Raw genomic sequence first — 14,378 nt, forward strand, 5'->3', positions numbered from 1 at the left:
ATCCGCAAGGCGGCAGATCGCCAGCACCAGCCGCCAAGCCGGCGAAAAGCTTATTCCGCAGCCTGCGCTTGTGCAGGCAGGCCCAACCACTCGCGGCAATCAGCCAATGCGCGCGCCGTGATCGCGCGGCGCTTGGCGATCGTCTTGTCCTTGCCGCGCAGGCGCTTGCCTTCGGACTTTGGGGCCTCGACCGGCGGGAACAGGCCGAAATTGACGTTCATCGGCTGGAAGGAGCGTTTGCCCGGCTCGTCGTCCGAGACGATGTGGCCGCCGGTGATGTGGTTGAGCAGCGCGCCGAAGGCGGTGGTCGGCGGCGGCAGCGAGGCCGCTTGGCCGAGCCGCTCGGCGGCAGYGAAACGGCCTGCCAGCAGGCCGATCGCGGCGCTTTCCACATAACCTTCGCAACCGGTGATCTGGCCGGCAAAGCGCAGGCCCGGCCGCGACTTCAGCTGAAGCGACGGGTCGAGCAATGTTGGCGAGTTGATGTAGGTGTTACGGTGCAGGCCGCCGAGGCGGGCGAATTCAGCGTTTTCGAGCCCCGGAATGGTGCGGAAGATGCGCACCTGCTCGGCATGCTTCAGCTTGGTCTGGAAACCGACCATGTTGTAAAGCGTGCCCAGCGCATTGTCCTGGCGAAGCTGCACCACCGCATAGGCCTTGACCGACGGATTGTGGACATTGGTGAGCCCCATCGGCTTCATCGGCCCATAGCGCAGCGTCTCGACGCCGCGTTCGGCCATCACCTCGATCGGCAGGCAGCCGTCGAAATAGGGCGTGCCTTCCCACTGCTTGAACTCGGTTTTTTGCCCCTCCAGCAACGCCGCCACGAAGGCGAGATATTGCTCCTTGTCCATCGGGCAGTTGATGTAGTCCTTGCCGGAACCGCCGGGGCCGACCTTGTCGTAGCGCGACTGGTACCAGCAGACATTCATGTCGATGGTGTCGAAATGCACGATCGGCGCGATGGCGTCGAAGAAGGCGAGCGCATCGGCGCCCGTTGCCTCGGCGATAGACTGAGCAAGCGAAGGGGCGGTCAGCGGGCCGGTGGCGATGATTGCCTGGTCCCATTCCGCCGGCGGCAGGCCCGGCACTTCCTCGCGCTGGATAGTGATCAGCGGATGCGCCTTGATCTTCGCTGTGACGGCTTCTGAAAAGCCGTCGCGGTCGACGGCAAGCGCGCCGCCGGCCGGCACCTGATGCGCGTCGCCTGAGCTCATGATCAGCGAGCCGGCGAGCCGCATTTCGGCATGCAGCAGGCCGACCGCATTGGTTTCGGCGTCGTCCGAGCGGAAGGAGTTGGAGCAGACGAGTTCGGCCAGCCCGTCGGTCTTGTGCGCGTCGGTGCCGCGCACCGGGCGCATTTCATGCAGCACGACCGGAACGCCGGCCTCAGCGATCTGCCAAGCGGCTTCCGAGCCGGCGAGACCGCCGCCAATGACGTGGACGGGATTTTTGCTCATATTCGCCGAAATAGTCGCTTGGCGTGGGGATTGCAATCGCGGCTGAACGGGTGATGCGGGAGGCCTGCCCCAAAAACACAACACCCGCCGGGGGAGGAGGTCCGGCGGGTGTCGTTTTGGTGGTCGATCTCCGGGAGGAGGAGAAGATCGACCCTATTCGTCATCGCCGGGAAGGAGGTCGGCTTTGACGAAATTCCTTCCGCCATTTGAAAAGGGGCGAAGCCTTTGTCGAGAACAACGCCCGCCGGGGGAGGAGGTCCGGCGGGCGCCGTTTCGGTGGTCAACCTTCGGGAGGAGGTAAAGGCTGACCGTATCCGTCAGGGTCGGGGAGGAGGTCGACCCTGGCGAAATTCCTTATCAAACCGCCTTGCGGGCGATCATCTTGATCTCGTCGCGAACGATGCCGAGATCATGGAGCTGGCGGTTCGAAAGCCGACCCAGCTCGGAAACCGTCTCGCGATAAACGCGCCAATTACGGTAGCTGCGGATCAGGTTCATGCTCTTGCTCTTTCAAAACTGGTTCGGACCATTCGCGGTCCGAAGCGGATTAGACCGCCTTGCGGGCGACGTAGTGGATGTCVCTGCGGCTGATGCCGAGGTCGGTCAGTTCACGGTTCGACAGGCGGCTCAGTTCAGCGACGGTCTCGCGATAGCGGCGCCAGTTGCGGTAGTTGCGGATCAGGTTCATGGTAGTGCTCGTTTCGTCTTTAGTTCAGGTCATACCGTTTGTGTACGAACGGAAAATAGGTGCGGTCATATCGGTTTAAAAGTGCCATTGGCGCATGGCAGCAATGCAAACTGTGCAATGCAACATTAACGGCCATTCACGCTTGCGACACAAAGAAGACCGAATCGGAAAATGCCGCTGCGTCAAAGGTTTGAGCCTTGAGGCTAAAAGAATGACGAAGCTCGGGGGAAACGCATGGCGGGCTATGCGACGAAGGTGAGGGCGGATATCGCCCGCTGGCGGGAGGCAGGCCTGATCGATGCGCCGACCGCCGAGGCATTGACGCGCGACGTGGCCGCCAATGAGCGAGCATCGCTAAGCTTCGGCGCCATCCTGGCGATGATGGCAGCGCTTCTGTTCGGCGCCGCGATCCTGATCTTCGTCGCCGCCAACTGGGAAGCCATTCCGCGTCTTGCGCGCGTGGCGGCGCTGTTTGCCGTGATCGTCGGCGGCTATGTCGGYGGCGCTGTCTTGAAGACACGCGACCACGCGGCGATCGGCGAGGCGCTATGGATCATTGCCGCCGCGGCCTTCGGCGGGTCGATCGCGCTGATCGGCCAGATGTATCATCTGTCGGGCGACGAGGCCTCGGCGCTGTTGACCTGGGGCGCCGGCACGGCGCTGGCGGCGGTCGCATTGCGATCCAGTCCGCTCACCGTGGGCGCGGCCGGCATCGCCGACGGCTGGCTGTTCTTCAAGGGGTTCGGCTACTATTGGCATGCCGGATTTCCGCATTTCTTCGTCGTCATGGCGCTCGTTCTGTTCGCCATTTCGTTCTGGACACGCAGCCGGGCGGCACGCCATTTCATCATCCTGTCGCTGATCTTCTATCTTGTCCTCCTGGCTCTCGACCACAACACGCTGCGGGTCGCCATCCCGGTTGTCRCAGGTTCGGCAGCATTGTTTGCCGCTGGCGTCTTCGCCGCGGGATCGGTCKACAGGATCCTGCAGCTCGGCGGTCGACTGCCGCTGCATGCGCTGCTTGGATTCCTGACGGGCCTGGCGATTATCCAATTCGAACTAGCGAATGAAAGTGTCGACAACAGCGGCTTTGCCGTCGCCTCGGTCGTCGCGTTGGCCGGTATTGTCGCGGCGATCATGCTGGCAGGTCGCGAAAGCCGGGGAGTGCGCTGGCTGGCCTATGCCGGCTTCGCCTTCGAACTTGCCATCATCTACAGCGTCACCTTGCAATCGATGCTCGGCACGGCGGGCTTCTTCCTGGCCGCTGCCGTGCTGCTCGGCATCCTGGCGCTGGCCATCATCCGGATCGAGAGGCGCATGAGGACACCTGCCGGAGGGGCAGCGGCATGAGCAGCAAAAGACTGATCATCTCGGCGCTGGTTCTGTCGCTGGTCCAGACCGGCTTCCTCGGTTGGATTATCGCTGGACGGGCGGCGATCCTACGCAACGGCAAGGAAGTTCTGCTCAAGGTCGAGCCCGTCGATCCGCGCGATCTGCTGCGGGGCGACTATATTTCGGTCAACAACAGCATATCGCGGATCCCGGTGAAGCTGATCGCCAACATCCCGCAAGGCAAGCTCTTCAGCGACGACACTTCGATCGTGGTCCGGCTAAAAAAGGGCGCCGACGGCTACTGGCAGCCGACAACCGCGTGGTTCGACCAGGCGCCGGCGCCTGCCGGCTCGGATGAAGCCGATATCGCCGGACATGTCGCCGCGGGCTGGGATCTGCGCTCGCCCGACATGACGTTCACGCCGGAATACGGCGTYGACCGCTTCTATTTGCCGGAAGGCAAGGGGATGGCGATCCAGGATGACATGCGCGTGCGGCCATTCGRCATCAAGCTGGCGCTCTCGGCCAATGGCACGCCGCAGATCAAGGCGCTGATGGATGGCGACAAGACACTGTTCGAGGAGCAGCTTTACTAGAGGGCACAGGGCCGTGGCGTCAGCGCGACGGTCCGCGTTAACGATGGTCCCGGTTACCGCTCAGCACTGCCTGTCTCTGCCACGATTTKGGGAAAGGGACCGATCGAAATCGTATAGCTAAAGTTTGCTACGCCTTTCTCCTGCTTGTGTATCGAGGGGCTGCGCACAACCCAGTCATAGACGCCCGACACCATGCAGCGATCGTTAGCGCAGGTGACCACAATGCTGTCATTGCGGACTTTATATCCGCGTTCAGGCCATCGCTGGTAATAGTTCCTCTTGTCCTGAATAATCGAGCTCAGGTTCGTCAACTTGCCATAATAGTCGACCGTGGGGGCGTAGGACGCCTGAACTTGAGCAAGAGCGAAATCATCGTTGTCGCCATGATGCTCGATGAGATCCCTGACGAAGGCGACCGCAACGCTTTCCGGCTGCTGCCTGGCGTTGGCTTCAGGAGCAGGCACGGGCGCAGGATTTGGCCTCGTTGACAGCTGCGATGTATCTGCAGGCGACTGGTTCGCTGCGGCATTGGTCACACGCAACTCTGCCATTTCGCTGGCCGACAGGTATCTTATGTCATCCTTGTCATAGCTCGAAGCCAATTCCATCAGCTTGGGATCCGCTCCCATCTCGACCACATAGGATCTGATCGCGGCCGTTCCGAGCTGGACACGGGCCTCCGCTTCTTGGATGGACATCCCGTCAGCCGGTTTGAAGGACGCCCGATGAACGCCGATTGAACCTGGTTCGGCAACACGGTGGACGCCACCCAAGAAGGCCAGCGAGCAGGCCGAAGCGCACTGCAATTGGCGAACCTGGAGCGTATCCAACCCTGCCGCGCGGATCATACGCCCCAACCGAATGGCACTGCCGACGTTGCCGCCGGGAGAGTTGAACACGATCACCCTGGCCCCGCTGCTCACAACCGCGTTGCTAAAGGCGTTCAGGGGTTCATTGGCGCCAAATTCACCGGAGACAACAAGCATCGGCTGCCGGCCGGGAGCGGAAGCCGCAGTGTACTCCAATGCCTCAACCTGACATGTCGCTGCCGCGACAACCGACCCAACCCCAAGGACGAGAGAAACTACGCGCACAACCTGACAGAGCCCCAACCCGCCTGTTGCAAGTAAGAACCTGTCAACGGGCTATTTCAAGTGCATCGGATAGGCAAAAGCGGGATTGTCTCGGCGAGCGTAAGGGCCTCGCTTGCGCCGCCAGGAATTGATGGCTCCGGCCCTTCTTTGCCAAGGCTTCGGAGAGGCCCCTCCACTGATCTTCAGGTGGCCTGCCACCCGAAGCTCGCTAGAGCGAAGGGTGGTGCGGATGAAGGGACTCGAACCCCCACGCCTTTCGGCACTGGAACCTAAATCCAGGGCGTCTACCAATTCCGCCACATCCGCGCTCCCCGGCAATCCCATGTAGCCATCATTCTGTCAATGTCGGGGGGCCAAATGGCGATCGTTCGCCTGATCGCGAAGATGGTTGAAAATTAGCCGAGCCTGTGACAAAAGGCGTGTCGAATGTGACGGGACGCGACTATCCGCTTCTGCAAAATGTAAGAAGAAGTAGGAAAAACAAAGACTTCTTCACATTTTGGGAAGTGCAGTTCAGGAGATTTTGAGCCGCTGAGCGGTCAAATCACCGGGTTCCGTACAAAAAGCCACTTCCGGCAGGATTATACCGGCAGGCTGTGAACGGCCAAGGACCGTTTGGCAGCCTCGTTGGTGAAAACAAAGGTTTTAGGATGCAGGTCACCGAAACGCTCAACTCCGGTCTCAAGCGCGAGATCAAGATCACCGTGCCGGCCGGTGACATGGAAGCCAAGCTGATGGCGCGGCTGAACGATGCCCGCGGCAAGGTGCGGATCAACGGCTTCCGCCCCGGCAAGGTGCCGGTGCAGCACCTGCGCAAGATGTACGGCAAATCGTTCATGGCCGAGGTCGTCAACGAGATCCTCAACGACTCGACCCGCTCCATCATCTCGGGCCGCGGCGAAAAGGCCGCCATGCAGCCCGAAGTGATCATGACCGAGGRCGAGAAGGAGGCCGAGAAGATCCTGGCCGGCGGCGCCGACTTCGAATTCCGCCTCAACTACGAGGTCATCCCGGCGATCGAGATCAAGGATTACTCCGACATCAAGGTAACGCGTCAGGTTTACGACGTGCCGGAGTCGGAGGTCGACGATCAGGTAAAGCGCGTTGCCGAATCGGCGCGCAGCTACGAGCCGAAGGACGGCAAGGCCGCCGAGGGCGACCGCGTGACCATCGACTATGTCGGCAAGATCGACGGCGAAGCCTTTGCGGGCGGTGCCGGCATCGACCAGCCGCTGGTGCTCGGCTCGAAGGAGTTCATTCCTGGCTTCGAAGACCAACTGATCGGCACCAAGTCCGGCGACGAAAAGCTGGTCACCGTGACCTTCCCCGAAAACTACCAGGCGGCGCATCTCGCCGGCAAGGAAGCCACCTTCGACGTCACCGTCAAGGAAGTGGCGAAGCCCGGCGAGCTCGAGATCAATGACGAGACCGCCAAGAACCTCGGCCTGGAATCGCTCGAGCGCCTGCGCGATATCGTGCGTGGCCAGATCGAGAACCAGTTCGGCTCGATGACCCGCCAGAAAGTGAAGCGCCAGCTGCTCGACCAGCTCGATGCCGCCTATTCCTTCGAGGCGCCGTCGAAACTCGTCGAGGCTGAATTCAACAACATCTGGGCGCAGGTCAACCGCGACCTCGAAGCCGCCGGCCGCACCTTTGCCGACGAGGAAACGACGGAAGAAGAGGCACGCGCCGAATATATGCGCCTTGCCGAACGCCGCGTGCGTCTCGGCCTGGTCCTCGCCGAGATCGGCGAGAAGGCTGGCGTCACGGTATCGGACGAGGAGCTGCAGCGGGGCCTGTTCGAGCAGGTGCGCCGCTTCCCGGCCAATCAGCAGCAGGAAGCCTTCGAGTTCTATCGCAGCAATCCCGAGGCGATCAATGCGCTGCGCGCGCCGATGTTCGAAGAGAAGGTCGTCGACTACCTGCTCGGCCAGATCTCGGTCAACGACGTCAAGGTCAGCAAGGAAGAGCTGATGGCCGACGACGAGGATGCTGAAACCGCGACCAAGGCGAAGCCGGCCAAGAAGGCTTCCTCGAAGAAAGCCGAGGCCAAGGCAAGCGACGCCGGCGCCGGCGAGGCGGAAGAGCCCAAGAAGAAGGCCGCGCCGAAGAAGAAGGCTGCCAAGGACGCCGAGTAGACGCCCAATAATCTGATTTGCGAAAGGCCGCCCCCATGGGCGGCCTTTGTCGTTGCAGTCTGGTTGTTGCCGCGCGGCAACACAACCGGCTTCTGATGAATGACCTCTGCTGGCGATACCGAACGTTGATGATTATCTGCGCGCTATCGCATTTTGCAGGGTCGTTTGGAGGCACCGGTGAGGCGGGCATTCAGGATGAGGGGCGTGGTTGGTGCCGCGGCGCTCTTGCTTGCTTCGACCATGGGGGCGGCCCGCGCCGGTCCTGACCTCGGCGACTGGCGGGTCGACGCGGCGAGCGACGGCCAGGTCACGGCGTCGCTTTACGCCACCAACAAGCTGATCACCGGTGGCGGCGCGCTGGGCTACAGCCCGGTGCTGACGCTGGCCTGCCGCCCCAACGGCGAACCGCGCTGGAGCGAATGGCTGCAGCTCAACGATTCAGTCTCCGCCAGCCGCAAGATCACCGTGTCGGTCATGGTCGACGGCGGCGGCCAATTCGATGAAAGCTGGTCGGTCGGCCCGCGCGGCAAAATGCTGGTCAGGGAAGGGGCCGACGGCATCAAGCGGCTGGTTTCGGCAAACCGGCTGCTGCTGTCATGGCGCTTCGGCCTACTGTCCGGACGCGGGGAAGCCGACTTCGATCTCGCCGGACTGTCTGAGGTGGTCGGCCAGGTCGCCGCAAGCTGCAACGCCGATCCGCCTTGAACCTCGCCGCTGAGGACAGGCGAGCCGGCTCCGTCATCACACGTGCGAACGCCTTGCCGATGATGACGAGCGTCGAATGGGCAACACTTCTTTCAACCCGCATTGCGTTGTCGATGAAGGCTACCCTGTGGTCAGCACACTGCCTAAAGCGTCGCAAAAGCTGGCCTTTTTCTACCCATTGAGACGATTCTGTGGTATAGAATTGCCGCAATTCCACTGGGAAGACGCGGATATTCCGCTTGACCGTGCAGGGCACGCCAGCGGGCTGGTATGGTGCGGATCGTCCGACGGAAACGACGGTCAGGGAGGAATGCCATGCGCGCCGTAGCGCTTTTCATCGTCTTGTTCGCCACGATCTCCATCACAAGCCCATCGCGGGCGCAGRATGCCGCCGCTGGCGAGAAGGTGTTCGCCAAGTGCAAGGTCTGCCACATTGCCGAGCAGGATCAGAACAAGGTCGGTCCGTCCCTGCACGGCGTCATCGGGCGCACYGCGGGCACGCATCCCAACTTCTCCTATTCCCCTGCCATGATCGCGGCCGGAAAATCCGGCATCAAATGGGACGAGGCTACGCTGACAAAGTATCTTCACGATCCCCGGGCGATGGTCAAAGGGACCAAGATGGCGTTTTCCGGCCTCAAGAACGACCAGGACATAGCCAACGTCATCGCGTACCTGAAACAGTTTTCCAAGTAGGCAGCCCTCCGGGCACCATCGGTATCCCTAAGGCGCATCGCGACGAAACGGATTCAGGCGACGCGCTTCAGGTCTTTGTCGTGAACCATGTCGTTCACCAAAAACCGCTGCACCCTTTTCGGGATTCATGCCCCAGGCATCCCGAAGGAAGACGGCCGGCAATTGCGCTGTCGAGTGTTGCGCCCAGTGCCGTCACGACGGCAGCGCAAAGAACCCCAACAGCAGCAGAATAACGATGCCAAGGCCGAGTATGAGAAGCGTCCGCGTGTCCATCGCGTTCACCTTCGACCGGGCGCATGACCGAAAATCGGGATCGACTTTCGCAAAGGATCACGCGCCAATCAAAGCGGTACAGCGTCCTTTGTGCGCCCCCAAAAAGGGCGCGCGCCGCTGGACGAGAATATCCAAAAATGTGCTTTGGAGCCAGCACACTRCTTCGGCCGGCCATCGCATCCGTCCCCAATGAAACGGCGACAAATCGGGCGCAAAGGCGTATGTTGACCATGGGTGCAGGTCGCGGTTTGCGTGGCCAGCCATGCAGAGCGGTAGCACCGTGGAATCCGCGACCTTGCCGGACCCGATCTGGAGGACGGCCATGGCAAGCTTTCATGTGATTGCAGGTGCCAGCGAAACGCTGGAGCATACCAAAGTCAGAAAGATCGGCCTTTCCGATCTGTTCGATGCGCTCAGGCGCGGTGTCGACGACTTCATGGTCAAACCTTCACACATCGTGTTCCTCTGCCTGATCTATCCGCTTGTCGGTGTGGTGCTTGCCACCTGGACATCGGGAGCAAACGCGCTGCCGCTGCTGTTTCCGCTTGTCTCCGGCTTTGCGTTGATCGGCCCATTCGCGGCGATCGGCCTTTACGAGATCAGCCGCAGACGGGAGGCCGGGATCGATGCTTCGTGGCGCCATGCGTTCGAGGTCAGGCACTCCCCTGCGCTGCCGGCCATCGCCGCGGTCGGAATCATGTTGTTTGCGATCTTCATCGCCTGGCTTTTGACCGCCAAGCTCTTCTACGAGCACCTGTTCGGCCCCGAGCCGCCGGCGTCACTGTCCAGCTTCATCTCGGAGATATTCGCCACCGGGCGCGGCTGGACGCTGATCGTGATGGGTCACGCGATAGGGTTCATATTCGCCGTGGTCGTATTGTGCACCACGGTAGTCGCTTTCCCGCTGCTGCTTGACCGCGACGTCGGCGCCTACGAAGCCATCCACACTTCGGTGCGCGTGGTCCTTGCGAACCCGATTGTGATGGCCGTCTGGGGACTTGTCGTCGCCGTCGGGCTGATCATCGGCTCGCTGCCCGTGTTCGCGGGACTGGCGGTCGTGCTGCCGATCCTCGGACACTCCACCTGGCATGTGTACCGCAAGGTTGTGGAGCCGCCGGYTGCCGCCCGATCGGCAAACTGAGCGAGCCCCGTTRCAACGCGCCGGCGAGCGTGCCGGTGCGCTCACATGGCCGGATGGCTGAAACGGGCCTGACGCGCGCCACTGGTCAGGTTGTGAAAATCCTTGCCGCTGACATGCACAAGCGTCTTGTGGTCGCCGCCCTCGAAATAGATATCCGCGGCGTCGCCCAGGCTTTCGTCCAGAATGACCGGCACATCATAGGCCGCGCCGATCGGCGGTATGGCGCCGATGTCGCAATCATCGAAAAGCGATACCACCTCGTCTTCGGAGGCCAGCCCGACGCGCCTGTCCATGATGTCCTGCAGCTTGCTGAGTTCGATCCTGTGGGTGCTTGGGACCACGGCCAGCGCATAGCCGAGTTCGTGGTGAACAACCACGGACTTCGCCATGATGCTGCCGGGCACGTGCGCAGCAATGGCTGCCTGCCTGCTGGTGGCAGTCCGATGATGTGCGACGGTGTCGTAAGGGACTCCCTTGCCGTCGATAAAATCCCTCAGTCTGTTTGCTATCGTCATTTTTCGCGTCCTTTGCTTGAGTTCACGACGCACATGCCAAACAAAATGAACCAGCGGCCTATTGTTTCAAGGCACCGGCCGTTCCCGGCCCGCTATGCCGCGGATGGATCCGTATCGCGTGTCAGGGGCCGGGTCCRAAAAATGCGATACGGGTCAGCAGCGTATAATCGGCCTCGAAGACCATCATCGTCACGAAGACCAGAACCAGGATCGGYGGCACGATGATCGCATACATCATCGCCAGCCGCTCCCAGGCCATGTGCATGAAGACGGCGACGATCAGTCCTGCCTTGAGCATCATGAAGATCAGGATAAGCGACCACCTGAGATAGCCGTGGAGGCCGAAATAGTCGACCAGATAGGAGCAGGTGCTGAGGATGAACAGCCACGCCCAAACCACCAGATAGAGCTTAATCGGGTGTTCCTGATGCGTATCCGTCTTGCTGACGGCCGCCGCATCATGGGTATGGTGCAGCGCGTGTTGTCCGAGACCGTTTGCGGTTGCTTCAGCCATATCTGCCTCTCACCAAAGATAGAAGAAGGCGAAGATGAATACCCAGACCAGGTCGACGAAGTGCCAGTAGAGTCCCATGATCTCGACATTCTCGTAGCGGCCCCGGCGGCTGGTGAAAAACCCGGGCCGCCCGATGTCGAAGTCTCCGCGCCAGACCTTTCGCGCCACGATAATCAGGAAAATGACCCCAATCGTGACATGAGTGCCGTGGAAGCCGGTGATCATGAAAAAGCATGAGCCGAATTGCGCGGCTCCCCAGGGATTACCCCAGGGCCTTACCCCTTCGGTGATCARCTTAGTCCATTCGAAGGCCTGCATGCCGACGAAGGTCGCGCCGAGCGCAGCGGTCAAAAGCATCAAGATCGCGGTTTTGCGGCGGTCGCGGCGGTAGCCGAAATTGACCGCCATGGCCATGGTGCCGCTGCTCGAGATCAGCACGAAGGTCATGATGGCGATAAGAATAAGCGGGATCTCCGAACCGCCGATGCGAAGCGCAAAGACCTCGCTCGGGTTCGGCCAGGGCACGCGGGTCGACATGCGCGCGGTCATGTAGGAGAGCAGGAAACAGCCGAAGATGAAGGTGTCGCTGAGCAGGAAGATCCACATCATGGCCTTGCCCCAGGACACGTTCTTGAACGCGCGCTGATCCGACGCCCAGTCGGCAACGATGCCGCGCCAACCTCCGGGGCGCTCCAACTGGCCGGTATGCGTCAGTGTCGTCTCAGCCATCGCCTGCCTCCTAGGTCAGCAATTGCCGGCAAATGTCGATGAACGTCGCGGCCCAGCCGGCGAGCAGGGCAAAGATGGCCAGCCAGACGAAAAGCAGGAAATGCCAGTACATGGCGCAGAGCTCGACGCTCAGGCGAAGCCGCTCCGGCCGCGCTCCGTTCCAGGCGCCGAGGCTGGTCCTGCCAAGGCCGACCAGACCGCCCAGTATGTGCAGGCCATGCATTCCGGTGATTAGATAGAAGAAGCTGTTGGCCGGGTTGGAGGCCAGCAGGTAGCCGTCTTCGGTCAATTGCCGCCATGCCATCAGCTGGCCGGCCACAAAGGCGAGGGCGGTCAGCCCGGCCGTCGCAAGACCGAGCCTCACCATGTCCAACTGGCCCCCGCGCGCGGCGATCACGGCGCATTGTAGCGCGACACTGCTCAGGACCAGCACACCGGTGTTCAGCCAGAGCAGGCGCGGCAGCGGCAGCGGCCGCCAGTCCGGCAGGCCCATGCGCATGAAATAGGCGCTGGTGAACAGCGAGAACAGGCAGCCGACGACGGCAAGGAAAACGCCGAGGCCGATCTTGGCGGTGGGCAGCGCCGACCGGTCGAGGCCGACGAAATCCCCGGCCAGGCCCTGCTCAAGCCACGGCTTGGCTGTCAGCCCCTGGTGCGAAAGCCACCAGCCGGCAAAGCCGGCGATTMCCAGCAGAAAGACAATGATAACGCTCATGCCGGCTCCCTGGAGGGGCCGAGGCCGAAGGAGCCCGGCACGTTCTGCGGGATGAAGTCCTCCTTGGCCCYCGGCACGCTGTAGTCATAGGCCCAGCGATAGACGATCGGCAGCTCCTTGCCGAAATTGCCGTGCGCCGGCGGCGTCTGGGGCGTCTGCCACTCGAGCGTCGTTGCCCGCCACGGATTGCCGCCGGCGTCGCGGCCATGACGGATGCTCCAGATCAGATTGAACAGGAACACCATCTGCGCGAAGCCGACCATGAAGGCCATGATGCTGATGAACGAGTTCAGATGGTGGGCCGATTCCGTCATGATGTTCATGTCGGTCAGCTCGGCGTAACGCCGCGGAACGCCCATCAGGCCGAGATAGTGCATGGGGAAGAAGATCAGGTAGGCGCCGAGGAAAGTTACCCAGAAGTGGAACCTGCCGAGCGTCTCATCGAGCATCCGCCCGGTGACCTTCGGATACCAGTGATAGATCGCGCCGAAGATCACCAGGATCGGCGCGACGCCCATGACCATGTGGAAATGGGCGACGACGAACATCGTGTCCGACAGCGGCACGTCGACGACGACGTTGCCGAGGAACAGCCCGGTCAGGCCGCCATTGATGAAGGTGACGATGAAGGCGAGCGCGAAAAGCATCGGTATGGTGAGGTGGATGTCGCCGCGCCACAACGTCAGCACCCAGTTATAGACCTTGATCGCGGTCGGCACGGCAATGATCAAGGTCGTGGTGGCAAAGAAAAATCCGAAATAGGGATTCATGCCACTGACATACATGTGGTGCGCCCAGACCACGAAGCTCAGGGCGCCGATGGCGATGATCGCCCACACCATCATGCGGTAGCCGAAGATGTTCTTGCGCGCATGCGTGCTGATCAGGTCGGATACGATGCCGAAGGCCGGCAGCGCCACGATGTAGACCTCAGGGTGGCCGAAGAACCAGAACAGATGCTGGAAAAGGATCGGGCTGCCGCCATTGTGCTGCGACTGCTCGCCCATCTCGACGATCGCCGGCATGAAGAAGGAGGTGCCGAGCAAGCGGTCAAGCAGCATCATCACACAGGCGACGAACAGCGCCGGGAAGGCGAGCAGCGCCATGACGGTGGCGGTGAAGATGCCCCAGACCGTCAGCGGCAGGCGCATCAAGGTCATGCCGCGCGTGCGAGCCTGCAGCACCGTCACCACATAGTTCAGCCCGCCCATGGTGAAGCCGATGATGAACAGGATGAGCGAAGAGAGCATCAGGATGATGCCCCAGTCCTGGCCGCCGGGCGTTCCGGACGTGATGGCCTGCGGCGGATAGAGCGTCCAGCCGGCGCCGGTCGGTCCGCCGGGCGCAAAGAAGCTCGACACCAGGACGAGCACGGCGAGCAGATAGACCCAGTAGCTCAGCATGTTGACATAGGGAAAGACCATGTCGCGGGCGCCGACCATCAGCGGAATGAGGTAATTGCCGAAGCCGCCGAGGAAGAGCGCGGTGAGCAGGTAGATCACCATGATCATGYCGTGCATGGTGATGAACTGGTAGTAGGCCTCAGGAGTGATGAAGTCGAACGTGCCGGGGAAGCCGAGCTGCAGGCRCATCAGCCATGACAGCACCAGCGCCACAAGGCCGATCGCCGTTGCCGTTGCCGAGTACTGGACCGCGATGACCTTCGCATCCTGCGAGAAGACGTATTTCGTCCACCAGCTGTGCGGATGGTAGAGCTCAACCTCCCCGACTTCGGCGGGTGGAACGGCATCTGCGGGTGTCACGTCGACCATGGGAGCACCT

Annotated in this window: 15 protein-coding genes and 1 tRNA gene; 6 read left to right on the plus strand and 10 right to left on the minus strand. The window is 61.6% G+C overall.

The features are described 5' to 3' along the window. Positions 1 to 50 precede the first annotated feature (50 nt). The 3 genes from trmFO to ORS3428_RS09115 form a co-directional block, all read right to left on the minus strand. A complete protein-coding gene (trmFO, locus tag ORS3428_RS09105; RefSeq protein ID WP_071096635.1) occupies positions 51 to 1,460 on the minus strand; it encodes a methylenetetrahydrofolate--tRNA-(uracil(54)-C(5))-methyltransferase (FADH(2)-oxidizing) TrmFO in 1,410 nt (469 codons plus the stop codon). 357 nt (positions 1,461 to 1,817) lie between these two features. Continuing rightward, positions 1,818 to 1,958, minus strand: a complete 141-nt coding sequence (locus tag ORS3428_RS09110; RefSeq protein ID WP_071096637.1) for a DUF1127 domain-containing protein — start codon at positions 1,956 to 1,958, stop codon at positions 1,818 to 1,820. A 49-nt stretch (positions 1,959 to 2,007) separates the two neighbouring features. Continuing rightward, entirely contained in the window at positions 2,008 to 2,148 is a 141-nt protein-coding gene (locus tag ORS3428_RS09115; RefSeq protein WP_071096639.1) for a DUF1127 domain-containing protein, read from the minus strand. Positions 2,149 to 2,382: 234 nt separating this feature from the next. Between ORS3428_RS09115 and ORS3428_RS09120 the strand changes: the two genes are divergently transcribed. After that, positions 2,383 to 3,498, plus strand: a complete 1,116-nt coding sequence (locus tag ORS3428_RS09120; protein WP_071096641.1) for a DUF2157 domain-containing protein — start codon at positions 2,383 to 2,385, stop codon at positions 3,496 to 3,498. Beyond that, positions 3,495 to 4,076: a GDYXXLXY domain-containing protein gene (locus ORS3428_RS09125; protein ID WP_071096643.1), complete on the plus strand. Its 582-nt coding sequence runs from the start codon at positions 3,495 to 3,497 to the stop codon at positions 4,074 to 4,076. The genes ORS3428_RS09120 and ORS3428_RS09125 overlap by 4 nt, the downstream gene beginning before the upstream one ends. 53 nt (positions 4,077 to 4,129) lie before the next feature. Here the strand turns inward: ORS3428_RS09125 and ORS3428_RS09130 are convergent, their stop codons facing one another. After that, the gene (locus tag ORS3428_RS09130; RefSeq protein WP_071096645.1) at positions 4,130 to 5,062 is read right to left on the minus strand and encodes a hypothetical protein; all 933 of its coding nucleotides are present in this window, start codon (positions 5,060 to 5,062) and stop codon (positions 4,130 to 4,132) included. A gap of 329 nt (positions 5,063 to 5,391) precedes the next feature. Then, positions 5,392 to 5,476 (minus strand) — tRNA-Leu (locus tag ORS3428_RS09135). A 344-nt stretch (positions 5,477 to 5,820) separates the two neighbouring features. On the opposite strand from ORS3428_RS09135, the gene tig reads away from it, so the two are divergent. From tig to ORS3428_RS09155, 4 genes are all read left to right on the plus strand, one after another. Beyond that, positions 5,821 to 7,308, plus strand: a complete 1,488-nt coding sequence (gene tig, locus ORS3428_RS09140; RefSeq protein WP_071096647.1) for a trigger factor — start codon at positions 5,821 to 5,823, stop codon at positions 7,306 to 7,308. 195 nt (positions 7,309 to 7,503) lie between these two features. Beyond that, on the plus strand, positions 7,504 to 8,013 hold the full coding sequence (locus tag ORS3428_RS09145; RefSeq protein ID WP_071096649.1) for a hypothetical protein: 510 nt from the start codon (positions 7,504 to 7,506) through the stop codon (positions 8,011 to 8,013). Between the two features lie 315 nt (positions 8,014 to 8,328). Beyond that, complete coding sequence (locus ORS3428_RS09150) at positions 8,329 to 8,709, plus strand: c-type cytochrome (protein ID WP_071096651.1); 381 nt, start codon at positions 8,329 to 8,331, stop codon at positions 8,707 to 8,709. A gap of 595 nt (positions 8,710 to 9,304) precedes the next feature. Continuing rightward, positions 9,305 to 10,123, plus strand: a complete 819-nt coding sequence (locus tag ORS3428_RS09155; protein ID WP_071096797.1) for a DUF2189 domain-containing protein — start codon at positions 9,305 to 9,307, stop codon at positions 10,121 to 10,123. Positions 10,124 to 10,164: 41 nt separating this feature from the next. Here ORS3428_RS09155 and ORS3428_RS09160 read toward each other — a convergent pair whose 3' ends face one another. From ORS3428_RS09160 to ORS3428_RS09180, 5 genes are all read right to left on the minus strand, one after another. Then, entirely contained in the window at positions 10,165 to 10,638 is a 474-nt protein-coding gene (locus tag ORS3428_RS09160; protein WP_071096653.1) for an aminoacyl-tRNA deacylase, read from the minus strand. A gap of 121 nt (positions 10,639 to 10,759) precedes the next feature. Further along, complete coding sequence (locus tag ORS3428_RS09165; RefSeq protein ID WP_071096655.1) at positions 10,760 to 11,152, minus strand: cytochrome C oxidase subunit IV family protein; 393 nt, start codon at positions 11,150 to 11,152, stop codon at positions 10,760 to 10,762. 9 nt (positions 11,153 to 11,161) lie between these two features. Beyond that, positions 11,162 to 11,881 carry a heme-copper oxidase subunit III family protein gene (locus tag ORS3428_RS09170; RefSeq protein ID WP_071096657.1) on the minus strand — a complete coding sequence of 240 codons (720 nt, stop codon included), beginning with the start codon at positions 11,879 to 11,881 and terminating at the stop codon, positions 11,162 to 11,164. Between the two features lie 10 nt (positions 11,882 to 11,891). Beyond that, on the minus strand, positions 11,892 to 12,596 hold the full coding sequence (locus ORS3428_RS09175) for a cytochrome c oxidase subunit 3 (RefSeq protein WP_071096659.1): 705 nt from the start codon (positions 12,594 to 12,596) through the stop codon (positions 11,892 to 11,894). After that, positions 12,593 to 14,368 carry a cbb3-type cytochrome c oxidase subunit I gene (locus ORS3428_RS09180; RefSeq protein ID WP_071096661.1) on the minus strand — a complete coding sequence of 592 codons (1,776 nt, stop codon included), beginning with the start codon at positions 14,366 to 14,368 and terminating at the stop codon, positions 12,593 to 12,595. Before ORS3428_RS09180 ends, ORS3428_RS09175 begins: the two co-directional genes overlap by 4 nt. Positions 14,369 to 14,378 lie beyond the last annotated feature (10 nt).

This window comes from Mesorhizobium sp. ORS 3428 (assembly GCF_001854785.1).
Lineage (GTDB): Bacteria > Pseudomonadota > Alphaproteobacteria > Rhizobiales > Rhizobiaceae > Mesorhizobium.

Bases quoted from the DNA above. Each gene is read 5' to 3' on its own strand.
- ORS3428_RS09160 (WP_071096653.1), bottom strand. From the start codon at position 10,638: ATGACGATAGCAAACAGACTGAGGGATTTTATCGACGGCAAGGGAGTC.
- ORS3428_RS09110 (WP_071096637.1), bottom strand. From the start codon at position 1,958: ATGAACCTGATCCGCAGCTACCGTAATTGGCGCGTTTATCGCGAGACG.
- ORS3428_RS09145 (WP_071096649.1), top strand. From the start codon at position 7,504: ATGAGGGGCGTGGTTGGTGCCGCGGCGCTCTTGCTTGCTTCGACCATG.